Origin of the sequence: Pseudomonas arsenicoxydans, assembly GCF_900103875.1 — a bacterium.
Lineage (GTDB): Bacteria > Pseudomonadota > Gammaproteobacteria > Pseudomonadales > Pseudomonadaceae > Aquipseudomonas > Aquipseudomonas arsenicoxydans.
This window is the reverse complement of record NZ_LT629705.1, coordinates 3,294,899-3,321,560: the sequence shown is the minus strand read 5'-3', so window position 1 is coordinate 3,321,560 and position 26,662 is coordinate 3,294,899. Positions and strand designations below refer to the sequence as shown.

The 26,662-nt window shown below is 57.0% G+C and carries 26 protein-coding genes and 1 pseudogene; 9 read left to right on the top strand and 18 right to left on the bottom strand.

Annotated features, from left to right (window positions below; genetic code table 11):
* The 8 genes from BLQ41_RS15470 to BLQ41_RS15435 form a co-directional block, all read right to left on the bottom strand.
* A complete protein-coding gene (locus tag BLQ41_RS15470; protein WP_090182152.1) occupies window positions 1–1,146 on the bottom strand; it encodes an SGNH/GDSL hydrolase family protein in 1,146 nt (381 codons plus the stop codon).
* 37 nt (window positions 1,147–1,183) lie between these two features.
* The gene (locus BLQ41_RS15465) at window positions 1,184–2,221 is read right to left on the bottom strand and encodes an acyltransferase family protein (RefSeq protein WP_090182150.1); all 1,038 of its coding nucleotides are present in this window, start codon (window positions 2,219–2,221) and stop codon (window positions 1,184–1,186) included.
* Window positions 2,222–2,233: 12 nt separating this feature from the next.
* Window positions 2,234–3,337, bottom strand: a complete 1,104-nt coding sequence (locus tag BLQ41_RS15460) for a hypothetical protein (protein ID WP_090182149.1) — start codon at window positions 3,335–3,337, stop codon at window positions 2,234–2,236.
* On the bottom strand, window positions 3,337–4,557 hold the full coding sequence (locus tag BLQ41_RS15455) for an MATE family efflux transporter (protein ID WP_090182147.1): 1,221 nt from the start codon (window positions 4,555–4,557) through the stop codon (window positions 3,337–3,339). The genes BLQ41_RS15460 and BLQ41_RS15455 overlap by 1 nt, the downstream gene beginning before the upstream one ends.
* On the bottom strand, window positions 4,554–5,666 hold the full coding sequence (locus tag BLQ41_RS15450) for a polysaccharide pyruvyl transferase family protein (protein WP_090188580.1): 1,113 nt from the start codon (window positions 5,664–5,666) through the stop codon (window positions 4,554–4,556). Before BLQ41_RS15450 ends, BLQ41_RS15455 begins: the two co-directional genes overlap by 4 nt.
* A gap of 15 nt (window positions 5,667–5,681) precedes the next feature.
* Window positions 5,682–6,764, bottom strand: a complete 1,083-nt coding sequence (locus tag BLQ41_RS15445; RefSeq protein WP_090182145.1) for a glycosyltransferase — start codon at window positions 6,762–6,764, stop codon at window positions 5,682–5,684.
* 103 nt (window positions 6,765–6,867) lie between these two features.
* Complete coding sequence (locus tag BLQ41_RS15440) at window positions 6,868–9,096, bottom strand: polysaccharide biosynthesis tyrosine autokinase (protein WP_090182143.1); 2,229 nt, start codon at window positions 9,094–9,096, stop codon at window positions 6,868–6,870.
* 44 nt (window positions 9,097–9,140) lie between these two features.
* Window positions 9,141–9,578: a low molecular weight protein-tyrosine-phosphatase gene (locus tag BLQ41_RS15435; protein WP_090188575.1), complete on the bottom strand. Its 438-nt coding sequence runs from the start codon at window positions 9,576–9,578 to the stop codon at window positions 9,141–9,143.
* Between the two features lie 316 nt (window positions 9,579–9,894).
* Here BLQ41_RS15435 and BLQ41_RS15430 point away from each other — a divergent pair, with 316 nt between their 5' ends.
* Window positions 9,895–10,863 carry a glycosyl hydrolase family 5 gene (locus BLQ41_RS15430; protein WP_090182142.1) on the top strand — a complete coding sequence of 323 codons (969 nt, stop codon included), beginning with the start codon at window positions 9,895–9,897 and terminating at the stop codon, window positions 10,861–10,863.
* A gap of 15 nt (window positions 10,864–10,878) precedes the next feature.
* Here BLQ41_RS15430 and BLQ41_RS15425 read toward each other — a convergent pair whose 3' ends face one another.
* Window positions 10,879–11,286: a hypothetical protein gene (locus BLQ41_RS15425; RefSeq protein ID WP_231997025.1), complete on the bottom strand. Its 408-nt coding sequence runs from the start codon at window positions 11,284–11,286 to the stop codon at window positions 10,879–10,881.
* A 318-nt stretch (window positions 11,287–11,604) separates the two neighbouring features.
* Between BLQ41_RS15425 and tal the strand changes: the two genes are divergently transcribed.
* Entirely contained in the window at window positions 11,605–12,531 is a 927-nt protein-coding gene (tal, locus tag BLQ41_RS15420; RefSeq protein ID WP_090182140.1) for a transaldolase, read from the top strand.
* Between the two features lie 14 nt (window positions 12,532–12,545).
* Here the strand turns inward: tal and BLQ41_RS15415 are convergent.
* The 3 genes and pseudogenes from BLQ41_RS15415 to rssB form a co-directional block, all read right to left on the bottom strand.
* Window positions 12,546–13,799: pseudogene (locus BLQ41_RS15415) on the bottom strand (IS3 family transposase).
* A gap of 157 nt (window positions 13,800–13,956) precedes the next feature.
* A complete protein-coding gene (gene rssC, locus BLQ41_RS15410) occupies window positions 13,957–14,439 on the bottom strand; it encodes an anti-sigma factor antagonist RssC (protein WP_090182139.1) in 483 nt (160 codons plus the stop codon).
* Window positions 14,439–15,620, bottom strand: a complete 1,182-nt coding sequence (gene rssB, locus BLQ41_RS15405) for a two-component system response regulator RssB (protein ID WP_090182138.1) — start codon at window positions 15,618–15,620, stop codon at window positions 14,439–14,441. Before rssB ends, rssC begins: the two co-directional genes overlap by 1 nt.
* Window positions 15,621–15,895: 275 nt before the next feature.
* Between rssB and BLQ41_RS15400 the strand changes: the two genes are divergently transcribed.
* A complete protein-coding gene (locus BLQ41_RS15400) occupies window positions 15,896–16,195 on the top strand; it encodes a PilZ domain-containing protein (RefSeq protein ID WP_090182137.1) in 300 nt (99 codons plus the stop codon).
* 58 nt (window positions 16,196–16,253) lie between these two features.
* Here BLQ41_RS15400 and BLQ41_RS15395 read toward each other — a convergent pair whose 3' ends face one another.
* The gene (locus BLQ41_RS15395; RefSeq protein WP_090182135.1) at window positions 16,254–16,943 is read right to left on the bottom strand and encodes an MlaA family lipoprotein; all 690 of its coding nucleotides are present in this window, start codon (window positions 16,941–16,943) and stop codon (window positions 16,254–16,256) included.
* Between the two features lie 199 nt (window positions 16,944–17,142).
* Here BLQ41_RS15395 and BLQ41_RS15390 point away from each other — a divergent pair, with 199 nt between their 5' ends.
* Complete coding sequence (locus tag BLQ41_RS15390) at window positions 17,143–17,760, top strand: phosphatase (RefSeq protein ID WP_090182133.1); 618 nt, start codon at window positions 17,143–17,145, stop codon at window positions 17,758–17,760.
* Window positions 17,761–17,869: 109 nt separating this feature from the next.
* Window positions 17,870–18,133, top strand: a complete 264-nt coding sequence (locus BLQ41_RS15385) for a DUF4404 family protein (protein WP_090182132.1) — start codon at window positions 17,870–17,872, stop codon at window positions 18,131–18,133.
* 109 nt (window positions 18,134–18,242) lie between these two features.
* On the opposite strand, the gene queF is transcribed toward BLQ41_RS15385, so the two are convergent.
* Together queF and copI are read right to left on the bottom strand one after the other, a co-directional pair.
* Window positions 18,243–19,073 (bottom strand): NADPH-dependent 7-cyano-7-deazaguanine reductase QueF, encoded by an 831-nt coding sequence (gene queF / locus BLQ41_RS15380; RefSeq protein ID WP_090182130.1) that lies wholly within the window; start codon window positions 19,071–19,073, stop codon window positions 18,243–18,245.
* A gap of 61 nt (window positions 19,074–19,134) precedes the next feature.
* Complete coding sequence (gene copI, locus BLQ41_RS15375; protein WP_090182129.1) at window positions 19,135–19,659, bottom strand: copper-resistant cuproprotein CopI; 525 nt, start codon at window positions 19,657–19,659, stop codon at window positions 19,135–19,137.
* 155 nt (window positions 19,660–19,814) lie between these two features.
* Between copI and BLQ41_RS15370 the strand changes: the two genes are divergently transcribed.
* Together BLQ41_RS15370 and BLQ41_RS15365 are read left to right on the top strand one after the other, a co-directional pair.
* The gene (locus BLQ41_RS15370; protein ID WP_090182127.1) at window positions 19,815–20,495 is read left to right on the top strand and encodes a heavy metal response regulator transcription factor; all 681 of its coding nucleotides are present in this window, start codon (window positions 19,815–19,817) and stop codon (window positions 20,493–20,495) included.
* Window positions 20,495–21,844: a heavy metal sensor histidine kinase gene (locus BLQ41_RS15365; RefSeq protein ID WP_090182125.1), complete on the top strand. Its 1,350-nt coding sequence runs from the start codon at window positions 20,495–20,497 to the stop codon at window positions 21,842–21,844. The genes BLQ41_RS15370 and BLQ41_RS15365 overlap by 1 nt, the downstream gene beginning before the upstream one ends.
* 122 nt (window positions 21,845–21,966) lie before the next feature.
* Here BLQ41_RS15365 and BLQ41_RS15360 read toward each other — a convergent pair whose 3' ends face one another.
* The 3 genes from BLQ41_RS15360 to BLQ41_RS15350 form a co-directional block, all read right to left on the bottom strand.
* Window positions 21,967–23,211: a lipoprotein-releasing ABC transporter permease subunit gene (locus BLQ41_RS15360; RefSeq protein ID WP_090182123.1), complete on the bottom strand. Its 1,245-nt coding sequence runs from the start codon at window positions 23,209–23,211 to the stop codon at window positions 21,967–21,969.
* Between the two features lie 66 nt (window positions 23,212–23,277).
* The gene (gene lolD / locus BLQ41_RS15355; protein WP_167360488.1) at window positions 23,278–23,961 is read right to left on the bottom strand and encodes a lipoprotein-releasing ABC transporter ATP-binding protein LolD; all 684 of its coding nucleotides are present in this window, start codon (window positions 23,959–23,961) and stop codon (window positions 23,278–23,280) included.
* 7 nt (window positions 23,962–23,968) lie between these two features.
* Window positions 23,969–25,219: a lipoprotein-releasing ABC transporter permease subunit gene (locus BLQ41_RS15350; RefSeq protein WP_090182122.1), complete on the bottom strand. Its 1,251-nt coding sequence runs from the start codon at window positions 25,217–25,219 to the stop codon at window positions 23,969–23,971.
* A gap of 94 nt (window positions 25,220–25,313) precedes the next feature.
* Here BLQ41_RS15350 and BLQ41_RS15345 point away from each other — a divergent pair, with 94 nt between their 5' ends.
* Entirely contained in the window at window positions 25,314–25,892 is a 579-nt protein-coding gene (locus BLQ41_RS15345; RefSeq protein ID WP_090182120.1) for a PilZ domain-containing protein, read from the top strand.
* A 14-nt stretch (window positions 25,893–25,906) separates the two neighbouring features.
* Entirely contained in the window at window positions 25,907–26,629 is a 723-nt protein-coding gene (locus BLQ41_RS15340) for a glycerophosphodiester phosphodiesterase (RefSeq protein WP_090182118.1), read from the top strand.
* Window positions 26,630–26,662: the final 33 nt, after the last annotated feature.

Here is a 26,662-nt window from a genome sequence, read left to right as displayed (position 1 = left end):
TTATTTCAAACCCCCAGCGCACCCCTGCTCCTCGACCCCACCGACGATCAGTCGATAAAGATGATCGGCGATCAGCCGACCGCCCGAACCGGGGATGGGATGTATCTTGTCCGGGCCGATCATCGGGGTCGGCCCGTCGCTGGCATAGCGTTTGAAGTCAGGGCCGAACGCACACTGCAAACTTGAATACGTGATGTTCTGCGAACGTGCCCAGGGTTCCAGCACACGGGCATAATCCGACATCGGATAGGCACTGGATCGCGTGGTGTCCTGACGCAGAATCACGTTGATGCTCGCCGCCGGATGGATCTCGCGAATCATCCGTACCAGTCCTTTCATATTCTCCAGATAGTCCTGGGGCTTTACGCCGAAACCTTGATCGTTACCGCCCAACATAATCAGGTACACGTCCGCCGGTATCTTTGAAACAACGGCCTTCCACTGGGTTTGCCACTGGTTGTCGTCTTTATAAAAGTCAGCGGAAGCGGCGCCGGAAGCGGCGAGTTTGGAGACCCTGACGCCACCACGGTTATTGGCCAGCCATAACCCGAACAACGTCGGCGCACCCTTCACCACTTCGAGCCTTAACGCCCAATCCGCGCTGGCGGGGACGCTCAATTGCACTTCCTGAACCCCGGAGCCCGCCATCGTCAACGCCTGCCAAGGGTCTGAAGGTGACCACCGATAGCGCAACTCATTGGTTTTACCGTCGCCCAGATAGAGCAATCTGGCTTGGGCAATAGAGGTATCGATCACGGCCGTTCGACTGGAATCCACCTCAAGCCAGGCCCCCGCACGGCCGGTCACGGTGCGGCTGTCCGGGCTCGCTTGGCCTAGCCTGGAAACGTCCCAATCACCACTGAAGTACTTCTCGCTGCTGCGGGTGTACTTGACGTTGGTACCGCCGAGCGCGGCGCCGTGGTTGAACCCGACATAACCGGGCCCGGCGAAACCGAAATCCTTGGCCAAACGCTGAGTCAGGGCGTTCAGATAAAAGTCCTGCCCGGCGCTGTAGCTGTCGCCAATCACCGAGATGTCCAGCACATCCCCTGCTTTACCCTTGCCCAGCCCGGCAAGTCGTTCGCTGGAACTGCGCACCTCGACAACCGGAGCCGGCACGGGACGCACATCATCGACATAGGCCATTGGCTCATCCCTTATCAAATCACCCGCTGAACGCTGCTCAGGATTGAGACACTTTCAACTCGGGTGTTGGCGTCTTTTTACCGGTCGCGCGTTCACCCAGAAACAGCATGGACGTCAGGGCGAAACGACTGAACACATTCGACAACAGTACCGGCCCCAACAGTCCGCAGAGCACTCCGCCGATGACCAGGATGCTGTCGTCCGTAATGCCCAGACGACCGAACGCGAACCGTGAACTGGCCGCAAACAACACGTGAAACAGGAAGATCGCGTAAGAGTATCCGCCCAGCCAGATCAGTGCTTTTGAACGCATGTCACTCGACAGCAGCGCCACGCAGGACGCACAGCCGACAAGTAATCCGACAAGGCTTCTGCGATCGACGATCAGTTCGCGGTCCACCGCAGCAATGTAGAGCAATGCGATGGAGATCAACACAAACACCACCGGCCCGATCACTTTGAGCGATTGCTTTATCACCGCGACCTTTTCGTGGCAGATCATCCCCGTGACGAAAAACGGCAGCAAATAGAACGCGCCATTAATGCCAAACGCATCGACCGCAAAGGGCGGCAACAAGAACGCCACCGCTGAAAACAGGAACAACAGGTACAGCCGCGTCGTCGTCTGCAACAGCCCACGCCACTGAAGAAAACCGACAAACATGAAAATGATGAACACCGCCTGCAAAAACCAAAAATGGTTAACCGGCACATAAAACGACAACAAGGCCTGGATTAAACCGACGTCCTTGTTCACACCCGGCGCGACAGCCTGCAACACCGAAAATGGAACACCGACAAAAAACAACGGCACGATCAACCGTCTCACCTTGCCTGTGCAGTAAGCGGAAAAATCATTGCCTCTGATTTTGTAGATGGAATAGATGTAGCCCGATATGAAGGTAAACAGCGGCATCCGGACGTACACCATCGAGTCAGCCAGCACTCGAAACGGCGACCCCAAATCTATTTTCAATCCGCCGCCCAACGGCCCGATCACGTGATAGAGCACCAACAGCAAACACGCCAGGCCTCTGAGGGTTTCTATTTCCAACGACTTCTTCTTGCTTTGCATACAGCACAAACCTCAGTTCAAGACCCGTGATTCAACCGGCTCGGGTTTTCTTGCGCGCAATTGCAGCCCGAGCCCCAGAAAGAGCACCGGCACCACCATGGAGAAGTGTCGTGCGAACGAGCCGAAGTCAGGCTCGAACAAGCCCTGCACCAACAAAAACGACAGCGGGATCGCAATCAGCTCTTTGACTTTCGGTTCGATGAACGAGCCCTTGTAGTGACTCGACGTCATCATTTTGAAGATCAACAACGAGGTCATCATCATCAGCACGACAAAGATGATCTGGCCCAGTCCAGACAACAGGATCAACTCCACCGGGAACGACAACCTGAAGAAGATGCTCATCGAGTCCACAGCCTGGGAAACGAAGTCACCGCCGCTGAGCCACGACACGATCAATGACTTCGAGCCCTCCTCCCCCAGGGTCCGCTGTTCGTTGTTACTGGCGCGAATGGACGACACCGAATAACCGACCAGCAGTTGAATCGCGGTGGCAATCACCAGGTAGAACATGAACAACATCACGAAAAAGCTGAAGCGCGATACACGCTTCTTCATCACGCACACACCGACCCAGACCAGCGAAAACAATATCCAGTAGGGTCGAATCAGCACGCCATAGAACAGCGCAGAAAGAAAAAAGCCCGCCCGGTAGCGCTTCGAAAAGGAAAAAAACAGGATGACGATGACCGCCACCGAAACAATGATTTCCTTGGTCAGGTTATCCAGAAAAAACGACCTGACCACGCCCCACAGGCACAGGGTCAGAAAGATCGTCAGCGGTATTCTTCTGAAGATGAAGATCGGGATAGACGTCAGGAACAAGTTGCACAACATGCCGTAGGCCCACGCGTTGTCCAGGTTGATCCCGGTGGGACGCAACAGGTAGGCGGAACATTCGTAGGAAGAGCGGTCTGGCGAAAACGGATTCCAGAAGTTGCAGTTGTCCGAGCGAGCGTAGGACGTCCACAAGGTCATCGCATCAGGGCCAGGATCGCGGTGCATCAACAGCGGCATCGCAATGGACAGGAAAAGACCGCAGAACAGAATCAGGAAGGAAATGGACGAATCCAGTTTTCTGCCGCGAAACTCGATGGAAGGCAGGGATAACGCCATTACACAGTCCCCTTCGTCCGGGCAAACTGAGTCAGCAACGCAATAACGACCAGTTGCACCGTAATCGAAAAGACATTGCCCCACGCCGCGCCATAGATTGAATAGTGCTTGATCAGCACGTAGCTGACGGGCAGCGAAATCACCAGGCAGATCGCCGCACTGGCCAATGACACTCGACTGTTCTTCGAAGCGATAAGGCCTCCCCAAACGATGTCGCCAATGGCACGAAGCGCAAACGAAAAAATCAGCACCGCTAAAATCCTGTTGTCCGGCCGCGGAACAGCTGCATCGACATAATCCAGCAGGATGTTGAAAAAGGCGTAGATCGCCACCGCCACGGCGCCGGAAACCACCAAGGATCGCAGCACCCATTGATTCAGGAACAACTGCCGAACCGTGAGGGCCTGTGGATTATTCTTGTAGCGCTTGGCGAGCACGGGAATGCCGACGACAGCAACAACCGCGTAGGACAGCGCTTGCAGGGTATTGGCGGCGGACCAGGAATACACGTACTTGCCAAGGCTCGCGTAGGGCTCGATGTCCAGAATAAGAAAGCGCTCGGCGTATTGGCTCAACGCAATCAAGCCGCCGCCCAGATAAAAAGGCAGCCCGGCTTTCCAGACGGACACCGTGGTGACGGCACTGACCTCCCGCTCCCGGTGAACGTTAACCACAATGAAGTAGCCGGCCAGGATCACCAGCACGTTGGTGACCACCCACAACCACAGAACACTGGCGATGGAAGACACGACGCCCGTCATGAGTCCGCCCACGGCAATGAGAGCCCAGAGCCCGGTTTTTATGAAGAACAGCAACGCGCCCCAGTTGGCTTTCTGTGCGGAAAAGACAAACGAATTGATTTCAAAGGACAGATGCTCACTGAGCAACAACAGCGTCACGCAAGCGATCAACGCAGCACTCGCCTCGACATCACCGATCAATGAGTAAAGCGTGACCGTTACCACCGACAACAACAAACCCACAGCCAGGTACAGGATCAGCACCTTATCGACGACACCTCGCGAACTGCCGCCAACACTGATCAGCCGGTTGATCTCGGAACTGAATCCGACGCTGTAAAACTTCGAGGCTATCAGTGAGGCCGCCACCACGACGCCGTAAAAGCCCAATGCGTCATAGCCCAGATAATGAGTAATGGCCAACACCAGCAAAAACTTGGCGCCGAGTGCGCCGCCCCGCAGCAACAGCCGGAATATCATCGAACAATCCCTTTGATGATAGTGTCCATCTGCAGCGTTTTGGCTTCGATTTCCTTACAGGTGTCCGTGAGTCTTTTACCGAATCGGCTCAGAGCATTCGGCGCATAGACAGTGTCGATGATGGTGTCGACGTTGATGTCTGCACCATTGATCACCCAGTCTTCCACGCCCATGTCTTCATAGGCGCCAAAGCCTTTGCGCTCATAACTGATATGGAACGCCGGTACGCCGGCCAGCAGCGACTCGATGGCGCCGTGCAGTCTGACGGAAATGACCAGGTCGGGCTGATACTTGGCCAGCGTCGCCTTCAACGGCAGCAGGTCCTCGGTAATACCGAGTTCACGATAAAAAGCTCCGTCATCGTTGCCGCGCACGGCGCTTTGTACCGCGCACACCACTTTGCTCTTGGCCCGCAATCGCTGCAGAAGAAGTTTCAGATTGGCCACGTAGCCGACTTTCTTGTCTTTGCTCCATTGCGGCGGTTTGCGTAACACCACGCAAACTACGGCCGGCGAAGCTGCACAGCGGGTGAACTTGGGTTGCAGCAGGATCTTCTTGGCCAACGCCTGGACCGCCAGATCCGGCGCGCGATACACGTTTTCATGGGCCGCGAAAATGGCTGAAGAACGGTTGTCCCGGACAAACACTGCATCGGCACTGGCGTAGTGCTCGACGATCTTGCTGCTCTGGCCATGGAACGGACCGATACTTTGCGGCAGGTAAACCGACGGCACCTTGCTCAAGATGGCCGTTTCGAGTTGCTTGGCATGCCCCAATTTCAGCTTGATATGTTCAAAGGCGCTTTTGGAGCGCATGTACCCACCGCCGACCCCTACAATCAAATCACAGGTGCTCAACAGATCAGCCAGCGCGGTGTAAGACTGGTTGAGAAACACCGCTTCCTTGACCCGGCCAAATCCTTTAGCCGCCATGACAGGTGCGTCATACCGTTTATAGGGAAGATAACTAAATGATTGGGGGTCCGACGCAACTACGTTGATTAAAGTGTCAGGCCCGAAATTTCGCAGCACCAAGGCGATTGCCAAATCCACGAGAAGGCCATCGCCCGAGTTGGACGCACTGTAGCCATGCAAAATAGTTACGTTCATCATCTTGATTTCTACTTAATAAGTTTGAGCGGAATACACGTCGTAGGTTTGCTGAATCATCAAGGTCGCACTGAACCGCTCGCGCACTTTCTTGCGGCTTTCGGTCCCGAGCTCGAACAATTTTTGCTTTTTGATGTTCAGTAGAATGTTGGCCAGCGCCTGGTAATCGCCCGTCGAAAACAAGTAGCCGGTGATGTTGTCCGTCACCAGTTCAGGCAGCGAAGTGCAGTCACTGGCAATCACTGGCACGCCCATGGCCATGCCTTCAAGCGGCACCATGGCAAAGCCTTCCCAACGACTGGGAACAATCAGGGCGTCGGCTGTTTTATACAGCTCGTTGACTTCCGCAGGCGTCACCCAAGGCAGGTATTCCACGGCATCGATGGCCGGGCACTCGACGGACTCTTCATTGACCGCACTCCCCACAACCGTAAGCCGCAAGTCCGTTCGCTCGACTTCAGCAAACGCCTTCAGCAGGACATCGAAGCCTTTCTGATAGTCGAGTCGCCCCACGAACAGCAGCTGAATGTCCGTGCTCTCGCCAGACTTGTTCTCATCGCTTCTGTAATGAATACCGTTGTAGATCAGCTTCATCCGGTGCCGGTCGATACCGAACGAGGCGGCCTTATCCATTTCGTACTGGCTGACACAGATAATGACGTCGGTGACTTTCTGCAAAAGCCGCTCGACCAGTGAATACACTTTCTGTTTGACCGGAGAGCTCTCCATCAAGAAAGAAAATGCGTGCGGGCAGTAGATGATCTTGGGGGCACGCCATGGACGCATGAGCAGACAGACACACCGGCCAATAACACCGGAAAATGTACTGTGCAGGTGCACGACATCAGGCTTTTCCTTGAAGATCACCCGGATCAGTTGCCAGGCAAACCGCAGGAGGGAGATCACATCCCGCTTATTCCTCGAGAAGGTCCTGATGTCTTTTTCATCAATACCGTGCAGTTCTTTTTTCTGATCGAACGGGATCAGATACACCAACTCATATTGACGAGCGTCGCCCTCGGGGGGAGTCGATATCGTACGAATGACCGTTGCCACTCCGCCTTTAATCGTTTCGGCCACGTGCAGTATTTTTTTCACAATCTATCCATCTCCATGATCGTAGTCGCAGGCGATAAAGCGCTGAGCGTGGGTATTGCTTCACCCCACGCTCGGTTCAATTTCCTGGCAGATAGAAATCGCGTCACGCCTTGTCGGAGGCGTATTCATAGTTGTAATAGCCGTAGCTGCTATTACCGTAATAACTGGACGCCCGTTTCTCGACGCCATTGAAAATGGCGCCCTTCAACTCGATGCCGTTTTGAGCAAACCGGCGCATGGTCAACTCGATCTCTTTGGCCGGGTTAACGCCAAAACGCGTCACGATCAGATTGATTGCCGCTTCACGTCCGACAATGGCCGCATCGGTGACAGCCAAAAGCGGTGGTGTGTCGACGATGACCACATCGTAGCGTTCGCTGAGTTCCGCCATCAGCTCTCGGAAGTTGGCATGCATCAGCAGTTCCGAGGGATTAGGCGGTACTTGGCCACGGCTGATGAAGTGCAGGTTTTCGATCTCAAGTTTATTGATCGCCTGGTCCAGACTGCAGCGTTTGACCAACAGGTCCGACAAGCCATTGTTGATCGGGGTCGCCAACGTCTTGTGCAAATGACCTTTACGCATATCCGCATCGATCAGGATGACCCGCTGCCCGCTTTGAGCCATGACAGCGGCCAGGTTAGAGGAGACAAATGTCTTGCCGACCTGAGGGCTTGGCCCGGAAATCATGATGCGATTGTTGGTCGCGTCCAGCCCCGCAAAATGCAAACAGGTTCGCAGGCTGCGTATCGATTCGATGGACAAATCGGTGGGGTTACGCAGCGCCAATAGAAAGCCCTGGTTAGGGCTACCGTCGCCCAGCCGGAGTTTCTTGGTGTCCTCTTCCTGCTGCAACGCGCTGTACGGAATAGAGGCGTAAACGGGCAGCCCAAGTTGCTCGATGGCTTCGGGGCCTTCAAGTCCTCGGCTTAGGGATTTGCGCACCAACACCAGGGCAACACCGACAAACGCTCCCAGGAAAGTCGCAATAAGCACGATAAGGATTTTACGTGGCTTGACCGGGGTGGTGATGTCGACATCCGCCGTATCAATGAGCCGCGCGTTGCCGACCGCACCGGCCCGCACGATGTCCAACTCCTGGGATTTGTTCAAAAGTTGGGTGTAGATCTGCGTTGCCACTTCGACATCACGGGTGAGGTTCAACAACTCTTGTTGCGTCGCCGGCAGCCCCTGAACCTTCTTCTCCAGTGCTCGGCGCTGGCTGTTCAAATCGCCCATCTGAGCCATCAACGCGCGGTATGCCGGGTGCTCGCGGGTGAATTTTCGATCAAGGTCGGCTTGCTGCAGCTTCAAATCCGAGAGGCGCGTGTCCAGCACCACAATCTGTTCCAGGACAGACTTGGTTTCCAGGGAGATATTCACGGTATTGCCGCGAGTCTGGTAGCTGTTGAGCGCGTTGCTGGCTTTGACCAGATCGTCTTTGACTTGAGGAAGTTGTGCCTGCAGGAAGTCCAGACTCTGGGCCGCCTCGGCAGACGTGCGTTGCACGTTCTGCTGCACATACAGGGTCGATATCTTGTTGAGTATTTTCACCGCCAGGGCGTAGTCGGTGCTGGCCAGGGCCAGGCTGATGATGCCCGACTCCTTACCTTGCTCGGAGACATCCAGGGCGTCCTGGTAACTTTGAATGGTGACGATACGTGGATTGCGCACCACCTCGAATTTCGTCCCCGGGTTGGCGGCCATCCCCGTTACGAGCATCTCGACGCCATTCTCTGCGACAGCAACGCCTGCGGCACCGCTGGCCAACAAACCGCCGTTGTCATCAAACAGCTGGAACCGGTTTTGCTCGCCGGCAATCAGCATCAGCTTCTTGCCCAACAACTCATCGGGCAGTTTGAGCTTCTCGATCTCGAGGCGCTCACCGCCCCAGGCAAAACTGCTCAACCCAAAGCGTGCAGGTGACACCGGTTGATCAGGAGCGCTTTTATAACGACGCGCCAGAAAGCCACCCACTACGGGAAAGGTGTTGGGCGTGACCACAATATCCAGGCGCAGATCATCGACCGTTTTACCAATGACTGCGCGGGACTTGATGATGCCAATCTCGGTAGCCGCTGGCGATTGTCCGCCAAGCATGCTGCTGATATCCGAGAAGCCCAACATGTCGTTCTTTTTCGGCTCGACCTGTACCAGCGCGTTCGCCAGATACACGGGCGCTGATAAAACCGAATACGCGGCACCGGTCACCATGAACGCACCGGTGATAGCACCTATTAACCATTTGTGGTCAATCAATGTGCCGAGTAAACCGAGAAGATCAATCTCGTCTCTATCTTTATCCCGGGTGCTGATTACTGACGGTAACTGCATAAGGTCTATTCTTTTACCATTATTGCTAATCTGAAAATCATCCATCAACGTCCGAGGCGCTGCGCCCATGAGCAAACAGCCTCTTCAATCAATGCATGGGCATGGACAAAAGCAGCTTTTCCTTGACGATACGGATCCTTTATTTCGCGCTCACGCTGCCACTTCCCCAGAAGAAACACTTTGCCTCTGGCATGTGATGCAATATCGAGCACGCCTTTTACATGCTCTTTTTCCATGACCAGAACGAGGTCTGATTCATTAACGATGGCCGCTGTTATCTGCCGTGCTTTAAAGTTCGGCGCGGCGCGCCCATGTTCTTCCAGTACCGAAAGTGCGTCAGGCGCCATAGACTCGCCCACCCGCGCGGCGAGGCCCGCAGAGGTCACTGAAATTGAAGGTTCCAGCGCATTGCGCAGCAACATTTCGGCTGTGGGACTTCGGCAAATATTGCCGACGCAAACGACAAGAATTTTTTTGAACAAGGCTACTCTTCCCGTTGTAGTGTCGAATTGGCCAATGTGCAGCGGGAGTTGAGTGAACCCATAAGATCGTCCCGCATTCAGCGCTGGACCCATCATGAAATTACAAGTGTATTAAATACCATGACCCACAAAAAACGCCCAACCAGAATAACTGGACCAAAAATAACAACAGCATTCTTGTCGTTGTTTATCCGACAAAAAATAACAATGGCGTGTTTTAAGTAAACGATTAAGGGTATGGCTGTATCGACTGACCGATGTTACTTTCATTCGACTAACACCGGGACGATATACTTGATTACCAGGAAAACTGCCAATGACCTTGACGCGCTATCGACTGATTACAACTTCCATGCTCTTTCTATTCGCCGCCAGTCCTGCTTACGCCGGGCAGCCTTTTGCAGCACTGGCGAAAGACCACAAGACAATAGGCGTTCAGGTAAAAATCCAGAATTTCACCGCTAACGATGCCCAACAGATCAAAGCCTCAGGGTTTGGATTCGTGCGCTTTGGCGTATGGACCAACAGCTTGGGCACCCCGTCGTATCAACAGCAGATCAGCGAAGCTTTCGCCGCTGCCAAAACTGCTGATCTACCGGTATTGATGACCGTCCGCTCAACCAAACCTTTGACCAGCACGACAACCAGCAGTGACAGCGATCTCGCCACGGCAGGTGAGGCATTCGCCCGCTCAGTCATCAGCCTGGACAACGCATACCGCACCCAACTTGTCGCCATCGAAATTTGGAATGAACCGGACTTGCCGAAATATTGGCCGACTCAAGACTTCGAAGTCACGTTTGCGCCATTCATGAACGCCGTGTGCAGCGGGCTGCAAAAACGCGACACTTCAACCCCGCTGATCGGCTTTGGATTTGCAAAGGCACCTGTCCAGGGTTCCAAGGCTACCGTCGCACTGAACAAAATCATCAATGACCATCCAAAGTGCCTGAGCGCGGTGTCCTATCACCCCTACGGCATGTCGAGCGCGCAAATCAGCGATGCTCAAGCCTTCATACTCGATAACTTTCATCTGCCGGGTGTCATCAGCGAATGGGGCGTGCCATCGCTCAGCTCCATCGGCGGTACCACCGGGCAAGCCTCGCGAATCACCCAGTTCATCAGCGACACGCAAAAACTGAACATACCGCTGACGTCTATCTACGAATGGAAGAACAGCGATTCTGGAGGCAACGATCGCGAGAGAAGTTTTGGGATCTTGTCGTCGGACGGGACTTCAAAACCTGCGGGAATCGCGGTCAAGTCATTATTAAAATCACACTAGTCAATCAGTGCCCCTTTATGGGAGAGGGGCTTCTCTGTCCAACTGCGAATAACGCTCGATGTCCATCGCCAGCGATGCCTCCACCAGCGCATCAAGCAGAACGACTTGCGCTTGAAAACGCTGGTCTTGCTTGAACGTCTGCGCATCGTTCATTTGCTCGATCAACACATGGGAGACCTGGAGGGGTGTGCTGGATTCCACGCGTTTCAGCCAGAAGGGAATGAGGGCTGCGCCTTTGACACTCCCCATCTCCAGCAAACCTTGCATATTGTCCGGGTGGTGTTGCCTGGAGACTTCCATCAACGTTTCAAAAACGTCGGTCAGTTTTTTCAGGACATAACCCAGAATCAGGTTATCGACGACCTCCACACTGACGCACGCTTGTTGCTCCTGTGAAGCCATGTTCCGATCCACTGCGTCCATTTATCAGCAGCACATTACACGGCATCCGCACCTCTCTATTTGACATCTTATAACGCCTGCACCCGACCCTTTTTAACAACGGCAATGGCTCAAATGCAGGCCTGGAAGTGGACGCACTGGCGCTGATCGAGCAATGCCAACGGTCAATCGCTTTGAACCTGTGCCTTGTTTTGGCATCGTATTCATCACTACCGTGCCCCGCCTTTCAAACATCCGTTTTCCGGTTGTTGCCGCAGGGACCCTCGATACGTACATGCGCCCTTGAGTGGCTGTCAGCGCTCGGGTAATGTCATTAGACCCATAGGACAGAGCACGCCCATGACCTCCAAGCTGGAACAACTCAAACAAATGACTACCGTGGTTGCCGACACCGGCGACTTCGAAGCTATCGCTCGCGTTAAACCCGTGGACGCTACCACCAACCCTTCCCTGCTGCTCAAAGCCGCAGCCATTTCCGGTTATGCCGAGTTGCTGAACGCCTGCGTTCACGACTGCAAAGGTGATGTAGGCCTGGCCAGCGACCGTTTTGGCGTTGCCGTCGGCCAGGAAATCCTGAAGGTCATACCGGGTCGCATTTCCACCGAAGTGGATGCACGCTTGTCGTTCGACACTGACGCCGTATTGAAGCGCGCGCACCGTCTGATCGAGTTGTATGACAAAGCCGGCATTGGCCGCGACCGCGTACTGATCAAGATCGCTTCCACCTGGGAAGGCATCCGCGCTGCCGAGATCCTGGAAAAAGAAGGCATCCAGACCAACCTGACGTTGTTGTTCTCGTTTGCCCAGGCTGCCGCGTGCGCCGATGCGGGCGTGTTTCTGATTTCGCCTTTCGTCGGTCGTATCTACGACTGGTACAAGAAAGCCAACGGCAACGACTACACCGGCGCGGATGATCCGGGCGTGCAGTCGGTGACGCGCATCTACAACTACTACAAGGCCAACGACTACAAGACCGTGGTCATGGGCGCAAGCTTCCGCAACCTGAATCAGATCGAGCAGTTGGCCGGGTGCGATCGCCTGACCATCAGCCCGGATCTGCTGGAGAAGCTGGCGGCCGACACTGGCAAGCTGGAGCGCAAACTCGCGCCGGGTCATGCCGGTGAAGCGCGTTTGAGCTTGAATGAAGCGCAGTTCCGCTGGTTGTCCAACGAAGATGCGATGGCGACCGAGAAACTGGCTGAAGGTATTCGCCAGTTCGCTCGCGACCAGGAAAAACTCGAAGCATTGCTGCAAGCCAAGCTCTGATCCGGTAAGGCTGTCTAGTCCTGAAATAGGTTTACACCTGTTTCACCCTAACGCCCGATGCATCGCCTCGGGCGTTTTGTATTTCAACGACAGGTGCGGACGCTCGCGGTTGTAGATCGATACCGACTCGCTCACCATCTTCTTCGCCTGCGTTAAATCCTGTGGTCGCTGGAGCAAAAGCTCCGTCTTCAATATCCCGTTGACCCGCTCTGCCAAGGCATTTTGGTAGCAGTCATAGCCGTCCGTCATCGAACACCTGATGCCGTGTTTCGCGTGCAGTTCCTGGTACATTCCCGAGCAATACTGGCTGCCTCTGTCCGAGTGATGAACCAGTGGCTGCTCCGTTCGACGGTGCTTCACCGCCCGGCGCAGCGCTTGCGCGACCGACTCGGTGTGCAGGCTTTCATGGACGTGATAGCCCACGATCTTTCGCGAAAAAGCATCCGTCACAAGGCTCAGATAGGCCACGCCTTCCTGAGTGGGCAGATAGGTGATGTCAGCCACCCAAACCTGTTCCGGGCCGCTGGGAACAACCTGTTCAGGCCCCGGTTTGAGCAGGTTCGGATGGCGTCGAAAGCGATGATGACTGTCGGTTGTCTTGTGATACGCCCGCTTTCGCGCTACCAATAAACGCCGTTCGCGCAGAATCGAAAACAGGCGATCTCGCCCTACTTGCAGCTCAAGCAGCGGCTGACATTGCAGCAGGTAATGCAGCTTTCTAGTGCCCAACCGCGGCTGCCGCAGGCGCTTTTGCTGAACGAAATCGGCAACTTTCTGATCCAGAATCAGACGAGCAGCATCGGCGCGATTGCGTTTGTAGTAAGCCTGTCGGCTTATCCCCATGAACTGGCAAGCCCTGCTGATGCTCAGGTTTTGGATTCGTTTTTGCGCGAGGACTTGCCGGGACGCTTTTTTACGACAGAGAGACCGTAGTCATTTTTCAAGACGTCCACGACGGCCTCGAAAAACTGCGCTTTCTGATTGGACAGCGCCAACTGCTCTTCAAGCTCTTTGATGCGCTGCTCTGGCGTTAATGGTCGGTTTTTGTCGGGCATAGACCCCATCCTCGGCGAGCCAATGTAGGTGCCGGGGCTCCAATCTTGACGACCGTGCTTGCGTAACCATGTCAGAACGGTCGTTTTGCCTTGAATCCCGTAGCGCTCCTGAGCCTCTTTATAACTCAGCTCGCCTTTTTCGACCTGGTCGACGACCGACAATTTAAAGGTCAGCGTGTAGTCTCGCTGACTACGCCTTTTTGCGGATTCCATTACGTCCTCCTGAAAAACAGATCAGAAGGTGTAAACCTTATTCAGGACGGGACAGGCAAACGCAAAAAGGGCGAACCTTGACGAGTTCGCCCTTTTTTATGCGTTGGTTTTGGCGCTTGTCGCGCAGCCTAGGGGGAGCTTGCTCCCTCGCCAGACGTCAGTGGCGCTCGAGAGCGTTCACCAGGTCATGGAACGCTTCACGATTGGAGTCGTTCAGGCCCATGAGGATCTTGTGCGCTTCCAGCACTTTGATTCGCACCACTTCTTCGGACTGGTCCTGATCCGGCAAGTCAGTCAGGCACTCAGGGCACGGAATCGGGCGGTCAACAATGTTGAACACTTGCTCGAAGCCCATGGACTCCAGCAGACGCGTGATGTCTTCGTGGGTGGTGACGACGGTCGGCAACAGGCCGACCTTTTGCCGCGACAGGATCGACAATTTGGCCAGCAGGCCAAGGGTGGTGCTGTCGATGCTGCGGGTTTCGGTCAGGTCGATCACGATCGCGTTGAAGTTCAACGCTGTGAAGATCCGATCAATAGTCGCATCCAACGCCGAACACAGGGTCAGGCGAACTTCACCGACGAACTTCAGAACGAAGGTGCCGTCCTGCTCGGCGAACTGGATTCTACCGGTACTCATTAAAGATTCCTGCTCAACACCAACAGGGCGATATCATCCGGCATCTCCCCTAGCGTGGCCAATCCAAAAACCTGCCGCAGACCATCCAGGCTGCCGCCCGCTGCCTTGACCCGTTGGGGCAAAGCCGCTTCTTTTTCTTTGAGTGTAGGTTCTGGCAAAAGGTCCAAAATGCCATCGGACATCAGCGTCAGGCTGAACGTCGGCGGCAGCTCCAGTACGTGGTCTTCGTAGGTGGCTTCATTGAAGAGGCCCACCGGCAGGCCACGCCCTTCCAGATAACGAACACTGTCTGGCGTGTACAACACTGGCAACGGCAAATGACCACCGATGCTATAGGTCAACAAACCTGTCTCCTCGTCGATGACTCCACCGACCATTGTGACGTGTTTACCCAGCTTACAACTGATCAGGCCCCGGTTGATATGACCAAGAACCTCTGAAGGCTTGAATTCCGGCAATGTACCGCTGCGCTTGGACTCGAACAGCAAGCGCGTGGTCATGAATTTCAGCAGCACAGTGACGAAGGCTGAGGAAGCGCCATGACCGGAAACGTCCGCCAGGTAGAACGCTACCCGACGCTCGTCGACCCGAAAGTAGTCAACGAAATCACCCGACAGGTACAGCGACGGGATGATCTGGTGAGCAAACTGGAACTCATCGATGGTCCAGGGGCTGACCGGCAGCATGTTCATCTGCACCTGGCGACCGGCGTTCTGGTCTTCCTGGAGCAGGTTCAGGCTGGCGGCGAGCTCGCGGTTGGCTTTTTCCAGCTTCTCGCGGTACCGCTGGTTTTCCACCAGCAAGCGTGCGCGATCCAGGGCCCGGCGCACGGAGTGCTCGAGCACAGCCAGATCTTCGAGAGGCTTGATCAGGTAATCCGCAGCGCCCAGGCGCAAGGCCTCGACCGCGTCGTTCATCACCCCGGCACCCGACACCACGATCACCGGCGTTTGCGGTGACCGCTCGGTGACCTGGCGAATGAGTTCGAGACCGCCCATCTGCGGCATGCGCAGATCGCAGATGACCAGGTCGGGCTTGTCTTGCTCGAATACCTGAAGACCCTGCTGGCCGTTACTGGCCTGCAGGACACTGAAACCACTGTCTTCCAAATAGGCCGCGAGGCTCGCGCGCACTACTTCGTCATCATCGATTATCAGCAGCGTGGCACTGGTTTTTGGCATGTGGGCAAACGGCGCCAGAATTAGGTTGGCGTAGCAGGCGGGGCTGTGGCCCGGCTCACACTACTGGATTCGCTTTCTAGCCTCTCTGTCGCACCATTTTCGAGCATCCGCCCTACTCACAGGTCCACCAGAGGTGCCCTTCTAAGGCGCAGACGGTACTCCCATCCGCGGGGCGTTTCAAGCTCACGCCGATGGTCGCTTGACGACTTTACTTGTCAAATCACCGGGAGTTATAAGAACAGACAAAACCGTAACCCAATGGAAGGATGGAGACCATGCCTCAAACCGATCGGGACTACAGCGAAAAGCGCGATTTCATCCGCATGCGGGTCGATGCCGATGTGTCGCTGATTCATGAAGGCGATGAGGTGCAAGCCGTCTGCATCGACCTTTCCAGCAGCGGCATGCAGGTCGAGGCGCCGCGTTTGTTCAAGGTCGGAGACCGGCTCAGCGTGCGGATCGATTCCGATCATGCAGCACTCAAAGGGCTTGAGGCTGACACTGAGGTGGTGTGGGTGAAGGAACAGGACGGTGGCAGTCAGAAACTCGGGCTTACAATCTTGAAGATGAAATAACTCCCCAAACGCAAAGAAGGCGGCCAATTGGCCGCCTTCTTCGTTTTACCGCTCGAGATCAAAAATCGTCGACGACCTTGCCGTCTTTGACTTTGAATTCGCGGTTCTGCAAATACGCATTGCGAATGAAGGTGTATTTGTCGCCGGTGATCAACTTCTCGCTCGACAGCAGACTGGCGCGGGTGTCGACAATGTTCAGGCCGAAGACCGAGTTACGTACAGGCACATCGTTGATGTACGGGTATGGGCCGGTGTAGTTGTCGACGACCTTGGATGGCGCATCACGCAACGTGCTTGGGCCCAACAGCGGCAGCATCACGTACGGACCGCTGCCCACGCCCCAATACCCGAGGGTCTGGCCGAAGTCTTCGTCGCTGCGATTCAGGCCCATTTTGGTGCCTACATCGAAGAAGCCCAGCAGGCCGAAGGTGGTGTTGAAGATCAGGCGAGCCGTGTCGACGCCCGCGGCGGCTGGTTTGGCCTGCAAGATGTTGTTGGCAAGGTTGGTGACATCACCCACGTTGCGGAACATGTTGTGGATGCCGTCTTCCAGAAACTGCGGCGTCACGAACTCATAGCCCTGCGCGATGGGCTTGAGTGCATAAGTATCGACGAAGTCATTGAACTGGTAGATCGGACGGTTGACGCTTTCCCAAGGGTCTTCTTCCGTAGCAGCCTGGGCTACAAACGGAACCAGTACTACACTGGCACACACACAAAACTGAGCTAGATGATTGCTCCAGCGCATAGAAAACTCCTTGGATTGTACTGGCACGGGCGCATGAGCCCAGGCGTTAAGCTGGTTAGTATAAGACGGAAACGCCGGTTTAGGCAGCCTCACGCGCAACAGGCTACAGATGAATCACAGGATCAGGAGCGCTTCATATCCCTGTCACTCAACTGTCATGGAGGACGCCTAGCTTTATGGCTATTTCAAGGACGTTGATATGCCGCACGCCGAAACCTTGCCCCTCGCTGCACCCAGCCTGACCGCCGTGTTGTTCGGTCTCAGTGGTTGCCTGGTGGATTTCGGTGCCCGGACACGCCACGGCAACCCCGCCCCCGAACATGCCGAGGCCACGCCCGGCGCGCTGGACAGCCTGCGCAGCTTGCAGCGTCAGCAGATTCCGTGTGCCTGGCTCGACGAATTGCCCCCCACCCTCACCCACTCGCTGGCCGCTGCCCTGCCTTCGTGGATCAAATCTTCACAACACCTTGCAACGAACAATCCCTGGCCGGCGCCGAACGCTTGTTGGCAAGCCCTGATGGCGTTGAACGTCGGGCAACTGGATGGCTGCGTGCTGGTCAGTGGCGAGCCTCGCTTGTTGCAGTCAGGCCTGAATGCCGGGCTGTGGACCATCGGCCTGGCCTCCTGCGGCTCGCTCTGCGGATTGGCACCCAATGAGTGGCTCGCCTTGAGCCCGAAGGAGCGCGAACACTTGCGCGGCCAGGCAACGGTGCAGCTGTTCGGCCTCGGTGTGCACTCGGTCATCGATCACCTGGGGGAACTCGACACCTGCCTGGCCGATATCAGCCTGCGTCGGCTAAAGGGCGAAAAGCCCTGACTGAGATCATGCACGTTGCGCGCGAGTGGATTAATCTAAAGGTCAGCCATAGACCTTTGGCGTGCTGCTGCGGTCTATGCCAGTGCCTATCGATAAAAGGAAGAACGCCATGCCTGCCCGCGAACTGCAAGAACAGCTCAATACTCTGCGCGAGCAACTGGAACAGAATCCACCGCTGTCCGAAGCCGAGCGCGCCGACCTGCACGCGCTGATGCAACAGATCGAACTCGAACTTGAGCTCGAAACCAAAACCAAGGATTCCAACCTCGCCGACGGTGTAAACCTGGCCGTCGAACGCTTCGAACTCGAACACCCCGTTATTGCCGGCACCTTGCGCAGCATCGCGCAGACCCTGGGTAATATCGGAATCTGAATCCCGCAGATGCAAAAAAGCCCCGCTATCGCTAGCGGGGCTTTTTCATATCCGTGATGTGCAATGCAATCCCTGTGGAAGCGAGCCTGCTCGCCCCCGCATCGGCTGTTTACTGGCGGACCAGGCGATGGTTCGGCAGTTGCACGTCTTCGGTACTGCGATACGGGTTGATGTCCAACCCACCGCGGCGCACATACCGCGCATATACAGTCAGTTTCTCGGGTTTCAGCAAGCGCTGCAGGTCGAGGAAAATCCGCTCCACGCACTGCTCATGGAAGTCCGAGTGCTGGCGGAAGCTCACGATGTATTCCAGCAGACTAGCGTGATCCAGCGCCGCGCCACGGTACTCCACCGCTACGCTGCCCCAGTCCGGCTGGCTGGTCACCGGGCAATTGGATTTGAGCAGGTGACTGTGCACGCTCTCTTCCACAATGCGCGATTGATCGCAGCGCAGCAGCTCAGGGCGCGGATGCTCGTAATTGCTGACGCTGATCTCCAGGTCGTCGATGCATACGCCCGGCAACGCCACGACACCTTCGGCTTCAACCTCCTTGAGGCTGCGGATGCGCACGCCGACCGGTTTGCCGGCAGCCGCCGACAGGTCTTTCACCAGGGTTGTTTCAAGGGTGGCGGTATCGGCGAACGGCGTCTGGTTCAAGGAGTTCAGGTACAGCTTGAACGACTTCGATTCGATGATGTTCGGCGAATCTGCCGGAATGCTGAACTCACCAATCGCCACCACGGGTTTGCCGGACGGCAGCAGCCATGACAGCTCAAAGCAGTTCCAGAAGTCCACGCCCTTATATGGCAGGGTTTCAGCGGTCAGGCCCAGCTCCGCCCATTTCGCGGTGCGCGGGATCGGGAACAGCAAAGACGGCGTGTAAGTGGCGATGTATTCGCTGGATTTGCCCAGCGGCGAGTGTTCGGCTGCGGGATGCATGGCGGAAACCTGACTGAAGAATCAGCGGATTCTACCAGCCTTTGCTCCCGCCTTTGAGTGCTTACTGACTGACAGTCAACTTACCGACCATACCGGCCTGATAGTGGCCTGGAATATTGCAGGCAAACTCCAGGTTGGTGGCCTTAGTAAAGGTCCAGGTCAGTTCAGCTGTTTTGCCCGGTTCGACGAGGACGCTATTGGGATCGTCGTGTTTCATCATTCCATGGTCCATGCCAGCCATCGAGCCGTGGTCCATTTCCTTCATGCCGGTCGGCGTGAGCATGCCACTCTGCTGCATCTTCAGCATTTCCTGCTGGTGCCTGGCATGCATCGCCGCATCGCCGAGGTTGAATTCATGCAACAGCTGGCCTTTGTTCACCAGAACAAAACGCACCGTCTCACCGGCCTTGATATCGATGGCCTTGGGGGTGAAAGACATGTCGCCCATCACCACCTCGACACTGCGGGTCGCCTTGGACGCAGGGGCCGGTTGACCGAAATCGTAGGTCGACGCAGGCGAGGCCCATACCGGCGAGCTCAGCACCAGCAAACAGGCGGCCAGCAGCAGCGGTTTGCGCAAAAACATAGTCGTACTCCAACAAGATAAGGTTCAGCCTGTGGAAAACTCTAAACTGCTACCGCTGCCCGCAAGCTGACAGCCAGATTACAACTTTGTCAGGTTGACCTGTAATAACGCTGCCCACGGTATAAAGCGTTCGTTCCACTTGCCTCGAGTTGCCCATGAAACTGCTGATTGTCGAAGACCAACCGAAAACCGGCCACTACCTGCGCCAAGGCCTGACCGAGGCCGGCTTCAACACGGAACTGGTGGCCGACGGCAACACCGGACAGCAACTGGCGTTGAGCGGCGATTACGCGCTGTTGATTCTCGACGTGATGCTGCCCGGGCGCGATGGCTGGCAGATTCTGCAAGCCGTGCGCGGCGCCGGTCTCGATACGCCGGTACTGTTTCTGACCGCGCGAGATGCGGTGGAGGACAGAGTCCACGGCCTCGAACTGGGGGCCGACGACTATCTGGTCAAGCCTTTCGCCTTCTCCGAGTTGCTGGCCCGGGTCCGCAGCCTGTTGCGCCGTGGCAGCGCCTCGCCCCAGGAAACCAGCCTGCAACTGGCCGACTTGCGCCTGGACCTGGTCCGGCGCCGGGTAGAGCGTAGCGGTCAGCGCATCGACTTGACCGCCAAGGAGTTCGCCCTGCTGGAAATGCTCCTGCGGCGCCAGGGCGAGGTACTGCCCAAATCGCTGATCGCCTCTCAGGTCTGGGACATGAATTTCGACAGCGACACCAATGTCATCGAAGTCGCGATCCGTCGTTTGCGCCTGAAGATCGACGATGAATTCCCCAACAAGCTGATTCACACCGTGCGCGGCATGGGTTACGTCCTTGAAGAGCGCCCTGCCTGATGCGCCGGCTTTCTTTAAGCAGTCGCCTCGCGCTGTTGTTTGCCGCGTGCACCGCCGTGGTTTCACTGTTCGCCGGGGTGTTGTTCAGTCGAGCCAGCGAGGCGCACTTCGTTGAACTGGACCAGCAGTTGCTGGACGGCAAACTGATTGGTCTGCGCCGGGCACTTCACGACATTCAATCGAGCGAAAGCGAAATCAGGCTGGCCGATGAACTGAGTCGACAAGCTGATCTGTCGCTGCGGATCACCGGCAGCGACGGCAAGCGCTGGTATGACAGCTCGACAGGTTTGCCCGAGGATTTGCCGCATCAGCCGGGCCTGTCGACGGTCAGCGACGAAGGCACGGACTATCGCGTATTGAATGCTCCGCTGTATCTCGACAAGCCCGACTCGCCCCAACTGACCCTGCTGCTGGACATCACCCATCACCAGCATTTTTTACAACGCATGCAGCACCTGATCTGGCTGACCGTCGGGTTGTCAGCGCTGGCCACGGCGCTGCTGGGTGCATGGGCGGCGCGTAGCGGGTTGCGGCCGTTGCGCAGGATGAGTGCGATTGCCAGCGGGGTTTCGGCGCAATCGCTGAATGCCCGACTGCCCGAAGAGAATATGCCGTCAGAACTCACGGAATTGGCCCACAGTTTTAACGCCATGCTCGGACGCCTGGACGATTCCTTCCAACGCCTGTCGGCGTTTTCCGCCGACATCGCTCATGAACTGCGCACCCCGCTGTCGAACTTGTTGACCCACACCCAAGTCACCCTCACCCGCCCGCGCGCCCTCGAGGATTACCGCGAAGCGCTGCACAGCAACCTCGAAGAGCTGCAATGGATGGCGCAATTGGTCAACGACATGCTGTACCTGGCCAAGGCTGACCATGGATTGCTGACGCCCAATCGAGAGCCATTGGAGCTGGCAGAGGAAGTGGATGTGTTGCTGGAGTACTTTGCGCCGCTGGCCGAAGACGCTCGTGTGGCGCTGAGCCGCGAAGGAAGCGCGCACATGGAAGGCGACCGAAACATGTTGCGTCGAGCGCTTTCCAATCTGTTGGATAACGCATTGCGCTTTACCCCCGCCGATGGCGAGATTCGGGTGCGGATTGCCGATCAGCTCAACGGCTTGAGCCTGACGATTGAAAACAGCGGGGATGGGATAGATGAGGCGTTGCTGCCGCGCTTGTTCGATCGCTTCTACCGCGCTGATCCGGCGCGCCAGGAAGGCAGTAGCGAACATGCGGGATTGGGGCTGGCGATCACCCAGTCAATCATCCGTGCCCATGGTGGGCAGATTCATTGTGAGTCGGAGGAGGGATGGACGCGGTTTGTGATTGAGTTGCCGAAGGGGGATTGAGGCCAGCAGGTCTGGCCTCTTCGCGGGCAAGCCCGCTCCCACAAGGTCCGGAGTCGTTCACAAATTTGTGGCTCAACTCGGTCACTGTGGGAGCGGGCTTGCCCGCGATGAGGTCTGACAGATTACGAATACCGCAACGCGGTAGCCGGCTCGACTTTCGCCGCCCGCCACGCCGGATAAACCGTCGCCAAAAAGCTCATGATGAAACCGGCGGAGCAGATCAACAAGACATCCCCGCCCTGCAGTTCCGACGGCAGATTGCTGACGAAATACACATCCGAACTGAAGATGTGCTGCCCGCTCACCCGCTCCATCCAGCCCACCAGCGCACTGACGTTCAACGCCGCAATCACGCCAAGCACGCCGCCAATCAAGGTGCCGACAATCCCGATCACAGTGCCCTGCACCATGAAGATCGCCATGATTTCCCGGGGTGTCGCACCGATGGTGCGCAGGATCGCGATGTCCGCGCCCTTGTCGTTCACCACCATGATCAGGGTTGCAATGATATTGAACGCGGCCACGGCAACGATCATCAGCAACAGCAGGCCGATCATGGTTTTTTCCATCTTCATCGCACTGAACAGGCTGCCCTGGGTGTGGGTCCAGTCGTCAGCCTTGTAAGCAGTGCCCAGGGCGCCGGCAATATCGCTGGAGACCTTCGGCGCGGCGTACAAATCCTTCACCGCCAGGCGCACGCTTTGCACCTGATTCGGCTGCCAATGCTGCATCTGTGCAGCATCGGCCATGTGGATCAACGCCATCGAACCGTCCAGTTCGGCGCCCACCTTGAACACGCCGACCACGTTCAGCCGCTGCATGCGCGGGGTGATGCCACCCGGCGCGGTGCTGACTTCCGGCACGATCAAGGTGATCTTGTCGCCGACATTCAAGCGGAAACGCCGCGCGGTGATCTCGCCGATCACCACGCCGAATTCGCCCGGCTTCAAGGCCTCGAGACTGCCCTGCACAATGTGCTTGGCAACGATCGACACCTTGCCTTCCAGCGCGGGATCGACACCGCTGACCTGGATCGGTTGCATCGTGCCTTTATAGGAGAGCATGCCTTCCATTTCAGTGAACGGCACAGCGGCGGTGACTTCCGGGTTCTTCATCGCGGCGGCGGCCACCGGCTGCCAATCGTCAATCGGATTGACGCCGACGATGGTCGCGTGCGGCACCATGCCGAGGATGCGGGAGCTCATTTCGCGCTGGAAGCCGTTCATCACCGACAGCACCACGATCATCGCCAGCACGCCAAGGGCGAGGCCGATCATCGAGGTCATCGAGATGAAGGAAACAAAGCGATTGCGGCGCTTGGCGCGGGTATAGCGCATGCCGATAAAGATCGATAACGGTCTGAACATTCGCTGGGGCACCGTATAAAAATAAAAGACCCGACGCACTGTTCAGTGCCGTCGGGTTTCGGCCAGTCAGATGGGGGTCAGGCAACCTTCCTGCAAATGCAGGACGCGATCCATCTGGCGGGCCAGGTTCATGTCGTGAGTCACCACCAGGAACGCCGTGCGCATCGAGGTGCTGAGTTCCAGCATCAAATCCTGAATGCCCTGGGCGGTGTGGGAGTCGAGGTTGCCGGTCGGCTCGTCGAGCATCACCAGGCCCGGCTTGTTCACCAGGGCGCGGGCGATGGCCACGCGCTGACGTTCGCCGCCGGACAATTCGGACGGTTTGTGTTCCAGGCGATGGCCCAGCCCTACCCGCTCCAGCAATGCCGTCGCACGCTGACGCGCCTCCGGGATCGCCGTCTTGCCGATCAGCAGCGGCATGCAGACGTTTTCCAGTGCGGTGAATTCCGGCAGCAAGTGGTGGAACTGGTAAACGAAACCCAGCGACCGGTTGCGCAACAGGCCGCGATTCTTCTCGCTCAGGGCCGACAGCTCTTCACCGTCAAGCCAGACGCTGCCCTTGGTTGGCGTGTCGAGACCGCCCAACAGGTTGAGCAAAGTGCTTTTGCCCGAACCGGAGGTGCCGACAATCGCCACGCGCTCACCCGGATGCAGCTCCAGTTGCAGCCCTGCCAGAACTTCTACCGACTCCGGGCCTTCCTCATAGGATTTGCCCAGGTTGCGGCAGCTCAAGATTGCTTTATCACTCATGCCCGACTCACTCATAACGTAGCGCCTCCGCAGGCTGGGTGCGCGCGGCACGCCAGGCTGGATACAGGGTGGCGAGGAAACTCAGGACCAACGCGGCGGCGCAGACCATCAATACATCCTGGCTCTGCACTTGCGACGGCAGGTAATCGATGAAGTAAACGTCGGCGTTGAGGAATTTATGCCCGATCAAGCCTTCGAGGACCGAGATCGCGGCGCTGACGTTCAGCGCGGCGATGATCCCGACCACGGCGCCGATCAGCGTACCGATCACACCGATGACCGTGCCCTGCACCATGAAGATCGCCATGATCTGCCCCGGCGTGGAGCCAAGGGTGCGCAGGATCGCGATGTCGCCCTTCTTGTCGTTGACCACCATCACCAGCGTGGAAATGATGTTGAAGGCCGCGACGGCGACGATCAGCAGCAACAGCAGGCCGATCATGGCTTTTTCCATGCGGATCGCCTGATACAGGTTGCCGTGGGTGCGCGTCCAGTCGCGGGCATAGAAGCGGTCTTCACCGAGCTGCTGGGCGATCGTCCACGCCACGCGTGGCGCCTGGAACAGGTCGTCGAACTTCAGGCGGATGCCCTGGACCTGATCCGGCTTCCAGCGATGCAGCTTCGCTAGATCCTGCAGGTTGGTGACGCCCAGGTAACCGTCGATCTCGCCAGCGCCGACATGGAAGATGCCGACGACGGTAAAGCGTTTCATGCGCGGGAACATGCCGGCCGGGGTCACCGTGACTTCGGGCGCGACAAACGTCAGCTTGTCGCCGATGGCTGCACCGAGCTTGGCCGCGGCCTTGTCGCCAATGACGATGCCGAAGCTGCCTGGCGCCAGATCGTCGAGTTTGCCCTGGAGCATGAACTTGTCGATGATCGAGACCTGCCGTTCCAGCGCAGGGTCGACGGCATTGAGCAGCACTTTGGACACCTTGCCGTTGTTGGTCAGCAGGCCCTGCATCTGGGTGAATGGCGCAACGGCCGTCACCTGCGGGTTCTGCTTGACCTTAGCGGCCAGGCTTTGCCAGTCGCTGATCGGTTCACTGGACTCGATGGTCGCGTGGGGCACCATGCCCAGCACGCGGGTGCGCATCTCATGATCGAAGCCGTTCATGACCGACAGCACGACAATCATCACGACCACGCCGAGGGCCAGTCCGATCATTGAAGTCAGGGAAATGAACGACACAAAATGATTGCGACGCTTTGCACGGGTATAACGCGTGCCAATAAATACGAAGAGAGGTCTGAACATGTCGGGGCTTGTTCGGAGGGAAAAGGAACGTCCTTGTGGCGGGGGTCGGTAACCAGCTTTACACTCAGACCACCGCCGCTACCATGGGTTCGCCATGTCGACATTAGATGAAGAAGATCGCCGCGAATACTACCGTATCGAGGACATGATCGCACTGGAAATTCGGCCCCTCTCCGCTCCCGAAGCCGCAGGCCAGGAAGTGTTGCAGGATGCTTCCCCACTATTCAACTTGCTCAGCGAGCTGCACCTGAGCGAATTCGAGTCGCAGCACCTGCTGCGCCAGATCAGCGAGCGTGACCGCAACCTCGCGGCGTTCCTGAAATCCCAGAACAAACGCATCGATTTACTGAGCCAGGTGATCGCCATCACCGTGCTCGGGCAGATTGGCGAACCGCAGCCGGTGATCATTTCCGAAGGCGGTATCGACTTTCAGCACCCGACCCCCATCGCCGTGGGCGCGCACCTGTCGGTCAAACTGGTGTTGATGCCGCAAGCCCTCGGCCTGTTGTTGCGCGCGCGCGTGACCCATTGCGATCGCAAGGGCGAAGGCTACGACGTTGGCACCGAGTTCGAGTACCCGACCGATGCCCAGCGCCAGTTGCTGGCCCGTTACATATTGCAGAAGCAGGCCCAGGAACGACGTCTGGCCCGCGAAAACGAATCAGGCATTTAATTTAAGGAAGAACCGTGACCCTCATCTACGGCCATCGCGGCGCCAAGGGCGAAGCACCGGAAAATACCCTCACCAGTTTTCAGGAATGTCTCAAGCACGGCGTGCGCCGTTGCGAACTGGACCTGCACCTGTCCAAGGACAACGAGTTGATGGTCATCCACGACCCGACACTCAAACGCACCACGGAACGGCGCGGCAAGGTCGTCGAGCACACGGCGGCCGAGCTGGTGACCTATGACGCGCGCAAGGGCGGCCCGGGCTGGATCAAGCCCTGCCCGATTCCGACACTGGAAGAACTGTTCGAGAAATGCGATTTCGAGCATTGGCAGCTGGAAGTCAAAAGCGCTTCACGTACCCGCGCCGCGACGACCGTGCTGGCGATTCGCGAGATGGCTCAGCGTTTCGGCCTGCTGGATAAAGTGACCATCACCTCAAGTTCGCGCGAAGTGTTGAAAGCCGCGCTGGACCTGGTGCCGGACGTATCCCGCGGATTGGTGGCCGAGTACGCCTGGCTCGACCCGTTGAAGGTCGCGCAAAGCTATGGCTGCGAGATTCTGGCGCTGAACTGGACCCTGTGTACGCCGGAACGCCTGCAAAAGGCGCAGCGTCAGGGATTGCATGTGTCGGTATGGACAGTCAACGAGCCCGCGCTGATGCGCAGACTCGCCGACTTCGGCGTTGACAGCCTGATTACAGACTTTCCCGGTTTGGCCAGCGCCACGCTCGAGAATTGCTGAAATCGGTCTCCCCGGCCGGCTCAGGCCACCGGC